This is a genomic window from Desulfobacula sp., from assembly GCF_021107415.1.
Genome location: NZ_JAIOSW010000474.1, coordinates 1 through 4,684, shown reverse-complemented (window position 1 = coordinate 4,684; position 4,684 = coordinate 1). Strand labels below are relative to the sequence as shown.

The 4,684-nt window shown below is 42.4% G+C and carries 4 protein-coding genes and 1 pseudogene; 1 reads left to right on the top strand and 4 read right to left on the bottom strand.

All coding sequences use genetic code 11. The features are described 5' to 3' along the window. From K8S13_RS23700 to K8S13_RS23685, 4 genes and pseudogenes are all read right to left on the bottom strand, one after another. Positions 1 to 611, bottom strand: a pseudogene (locus tag K8S13_RS23700) (hypothetical protein); the annotation flags it as partial. After that, on the bottom strand, positions 605 to 1,612 hold the full coding sequence (locus tag K8S13_RS23695) for a GDP-L-fucose synthase (RefSeq protein ID WP_291466200.1): 1,008 nt from the start codon (positions 1,610 to 1,612) through the stop codon (positions 605 to 607). The gene K8S13_RS23695 and the pseudogene K8S13_RS23700, both read right to left, overlap by 7 nt. Next, positions 1,605 to 2,690: a GDP-mannose 4,6-dehydratase gene (gmd, locus tag K8S13_RS23690; protein WP_291466199.1), complete on the bottom strand. Its 1,086-nt coding sequence runs from the start codon at positions 2,688 to 2,690 to the stop codon at positions 1,605 to 1,607. Before gmd ends, K8S13_RS23695 begins: the two co-directional genes overlap by 8 nt. A gap of 241 nt (positions 2,691 to 2,931) precedes the next feature. Continuing rightward, a complete protein-coding gene (locus K8S13_RS23685; protein WP_291466198.1) occupies positions 2,932 to 3,579 on the bottom strand; it encodes a hypothetical protein in 648 nt (215 codons plus the stop codon). Positions 3,580 to 3,957: 378 nt separating this feature from the next. Here K8S13_RS23685 and K8S13_RS23680 point away from each other — a divergent pair. Continuing rightward, positions 3,958 to 4,684: hypothetical protein (locus K8S13_RS23680; RefSeq protein WP_291466197.1), on the top strand; the 727-nt coding region annotated here is incomplete at its 3' end.

The window sequence follows — 4,684 nt, the reverse complement described above, 5'->3', positions numbered from 1 at the left end:
TGTCTTAGTTTTTCTGCAGTTGTCATGGCAAGCTCACCTCCTTTTTTTGTTATGGGGTCAATGGCCTCCACAACCTTGCTCGTTTTAATTTCCGTTGCCTTATAAATGTATTTTATGACAATTTCTAAAAATTTTAAACCCTTTTCTTCCTGAAAATAACTTTCCCCTATTTCAAAAAAATCACGTAATGCTTTTTCAAGCGTTTCAGGATAAAAAATATTTTTAAAAACATCTACATCGCTATAATTTTCAACAAGTTGATAGAAAGGTATATTTAAATATCGTTTAAAGTATTGACCGGAATTTGAAAGCGTTCTCTGAGTTGTTTTTGCTTCTATCAGGGCAAGCGGCTGTCTGTCTTTCACAATCAGAAAATCGACTTCCTTTCCCTGATGATTGCGGATATATCGCAGATCAAAGTCTCCAAGCCCGAGCTCGTTCCAGCGGTAAACCATGCGTAAAAGGGACACTGCCACCATATTTTCAAAACGTGCCTCATCTTTATGCAGGTCATAGAGACCTTTTAAAATATCTTTCCATTTTTTATGTTTGTGACCTTGTGGCTTTGTGGCTTTGTGCGAGAATAAAAAATTAAATAAACTTTCTAGCAAACGCCTTTACGAATGAACCAGTTATAAGTACTTTTAATCCCGTTTTCCAATGAGATTTTAGCATTCCAGCCAAGGGAGTCCAGGCGGGAAACATCCAGAAGTTTCAATAGCGTGCCGTCTGGTTTGGTTGTGTCAAACACAATTTCACCCTGATATCCTACCTCTTCTTTGATAAGCAGGGCTAACTCTTTGATAGTGCAGTCTGTACCGGTTCCAAGATTAACAAAACAAGGGGAGGGATAATTTGTCAGGTGCTTGTCAACGTCAGTATCGGACAATTTCATGACATGAATACTTCCATCCGCCATGTCGTCTACGTGGAGGAACTCTCTTCGGGGAGAACCTGTTCCCCAGATAACTACCTGTGGTGTACCAGACAGTTTTGCTTCATGGGATTTCCGGATCAGGGCAGGCAGGACATGGGAGGTTTCAAGGTCAAAATTGTCATTGGGGCCGTAAAGATTTGTGGGCATGACGGCAAAAAAGCGCGTGCCGTACTGGCGGTTATAGGATTCGCACATTTTAATGCCTGCGATCTTTGCAATGGCATAGGGTTCATTGGTCGGTTCAAGAAGGCCTGTGAGCAGGTGTTTCTCTTTCATGGGCTGTGGTGCCTGATTGGGGTAAATACAGGATGAACCCAGAAAGAGCAGGCGTTTGACCTGGACTTGATGGGCAGCATGAATAATATTTGTCTGCAGTGTCAGGTTGTCATAAATGAACTGGGCCGGATAGATATTATTGGCATGGATCCCCCCCACTTTTGCAGCGGCAAGAAAGACATAATCCGGTTTTTCAGTTTTAAAAAACAGATTCACTGATTCCTGGTTTTTAAGATCAATCTGAACCATTTGTAAAGGCAGATCTTTTTGTTCGTTAAGAACTCTTGAATGATAACTGCCGACAAGATTGGTATATCCTTTATCTACCAGATTCCGGATAATGGCACTGCCCACCATGCCGGAAGCTCCTGCTATAAAAATTTTTGATTGTTTATTCATTATGATTAAACACCTGGAATCCAGCTCTTTGGCATAGCTCGTCTCTTTTTGCCTCTTCAAGGTCTGTTCCGGTCATTTCTTTTACAAGCTCATCAAAGATGATTTTGGGTTCCCAGCCAAGGTTCTGCTTTGCTTTTGAAGGATCACCCAGAAGGGTTTCAACCTCTGTTGGGCGAAAATATCTGGGATCAACCGCCACGATTGTCTTGCCGTTGGCCACATTGATGCCCTTTTCTTCAATACCCTTTCCTTCCCATTTAATGGCAATCCCCAGTTCCTTTGCACAGGCTTCCACAAATTCCCTGACTGAATGCTGCTCACCTGTTGCTATGACATAATCCTCGGGTTTGTCCTGCTGAAGCATGAGCCACTGCATTTCCACATAGTCTTTGGCATGGCCCCAGTCACGCAGGGCATTCATGTTTCCAAGAAAAAGGCAGTCCTGCATTCCAAGATGGATTCGGCACAGGGCTCTTGTGGTCTTGCGAGTAACAAAGGTTTCTCCTCTCAACGGTGATTCATGGTTAAAGAGAATTCCGTTACAGGCGAAGATATCATAGGCTTCCCGGTAGTTGACTGTTATCCAGTAGGCATAGAGTTTGGCGCAGGCATAGGGGGAGCGTGGATAAAAAGGGGTTTTCTCGGTCTGGGGAGTCTCCTGGACTTTGCCGTACAGTTCCGAGGTGGATGCCTGGTAAAATCTTGTCTTTTTCTCCAGGCCGAGAAGCCGGATGCCTTCAAGCAGGCGCATGGTGCCGAGAGCATCCACGTCTGCCGTATATTCGGGGGATTCAAAAGATACCTGGACATGGCTCTGGGCTGCCAGGTTGTAAACCTCGTCGGGCTGAACTTCCTGGAGGATGCGGATCAGGTTGGTTGCATCTGTAAGGTCACCATAATGCAGAACCATATTCCGATTTTTTTCATGGGGGTCCTGGTAAAGATGATCAATGCGGTCTGTATTAAAGAGCGACGCCCGTCTTTTGATTCCATGGACTTCATATCCTTTGGAAAGTAAAAACTCAGCCAGGTAGGCACCGTCCTGCCCGGTTATTCCTGTAATTATTGCTTTTTTCATACCCCTCCTGACAAAATCTGGTATATTCTATCCAAAAATTGTTTCAAATGCAACTATGCTTTTAGTGCTTTATTGAAAGAACGCAGCTCCGCTCCTTCGGTTACATAGATAACCAACACCGAACTCTTGAGTTAGAACATTTAGCTTATAAGAATGCAAGCAAATACTGCGCCAACGCTAAGTTCGTACTGATTATACGACTAATTTAAAAAAATATGATAATCCTTGTCAAGGAGCTTTGTTAAGGAACTTGAAAAACAAACCAATCTGACTCACCAACACTGAAAGAATGATCCTGAGGAGCATCTATCATCAATACCGTTGCCTGTGCCGGGATATCATCCGGCTCATATGCATCCGGCAGATCCACTGTGTTGCTTGAGCTGCCAACATATTCAATTGATGAGGTAGATGTCTCTGTCGGAAATCCAGGGGGTGTGCTTACCAGCGTGGCGGAAAATTTAAGGGCATTAAATGTTCCGTATGGAATAGTAACTTCTTCATTTCCTAAAATTACAGTGGTATATTCATAGGAAATGGTATAGCCGCCTACAGTGTAGCTTCCATTTGTTACCAAAGAATCATTTATATTCATTTCCAAGGAAACAATTTTTTTGTGCGTTGTGTATTCCAGTGTGTAATCAAGAGTAAAACCCGATCCATAATCCACATATTTCTTTGAGCCAAGCTCATAAAAGCCTGAATCATCCTTTTTATAATATCGGAAGTAATGATAATCTTCAGGTACTCCAAACTCATCAACACTTAGAATTTTAACTTTTTTTGCATCAGAATATCCATTAAAGGATTCAAAACCCGGCATCACTTCAATGAAAACCTGTTCACCCTCGTCTGTCACATATGTCCATTTGTTACCATCGGTAAACATGGGGATAAAATAAGGCTCTATATCAATGGCAAAAGCAATTGTTTGGAAGGCAAAAAAATCTGCTATAATAGAAAATCAAGCCCGAGTGCCTATTTTTCTACTCGAATTTTAGGAAAAATTTTACCCAATACTATTACATTAATTACCTAATTTTATAACATTTTTTACCCATTTTGCACATTCCTTATTTGTTAAATTTTATTCATAATAATAAATTATATTTATTATTCTATGATCCCCCTTACTGCTCGGGCTAATTGACAATATAAGCTATTTATTCCCGAAATAAGGAATAAAATTTGCATGAATTACGACACAATCTTGTTTCATTTTTAGCAATGGCTTTGCGTCTAAATTTTTAGGGCAGGAGGGAAATTAATGATAAGAAACATAGGTTTAAAAATATCAATCCTTGTGATAGTGTTGACAGTGTGGACACTTACTGCGTTTGGCGCTGATTGGCCCATGAAACAAAAGGACATGCATAACACTGGAAGGGCTGAATACACGGTTCCGGAAGATCGTCTGAACGACACCTTTTTTGATGATTTCTTATGGCAGACGGCAGCCCCTGGTAACCTGAGCAGTACTTCCATGTCATTTTTTGATGGTGCAGGACCGGAAAGCACTGATATTGTGGTGGGAACCTATCACTGGCCCAAAGGAATCCAGGGAATGGACCGGCATACCGGTAAAAAATTCTGGTCAGGCAATCCTGAGGGCGGCGAATCCATCGCCAAAATAACACCGGCATTTTCATTGGACGGCAGCACGATTTATGTGACAAATGATTCCACAGGAACTCCTTCAAATCCGTTGATGGCTTTCAGCAGCCAGACCGGGCCGGCAACCTTCCGGCATAATGGTCTGGATGTTGATCCAAGCCATTTAAGTGTTTTTTCACCCACCATTGCACCGGATGGCCGAATTTTCCTGCATAAATCCGGGGATCGTCCTTATGGCGGGACAGACAATGGTTCAGACATTACCCAGACATGGGCTGCTGAAACTCCTTTAAATGAAGGGGCTTCAGATCCTGCCCTGTACCAGGACACACTCCACATCAAAGTAATTGCGGCGGGTTTAGGAGGTTCAATTAATGCCT

Bases quoted from the DNA above. Each gene is read 5' to 3' on its own strand.
- K8S13_RS23695 (WP_291466200.1), bottom strand. From the start codon at position 1,612: ATGAATAAACAATCAAAAATTTTTATAGCAGGAGCTTCCGGCATGGTG.
- gmd (WP_291466199.1), bottom strand. From the start codon at position 2,690: ATGAAAAAAGCAATAATTACAGGAATAACCGGGCAGGACGGTGCCTAC.
- K8S13_RS23685 (WP_291466198.1), bottom strand. From the start codon at position 3,579: ATGTTTACCGATGGTAACAAATGGACATATGTGACAGACGAGGGTGAA.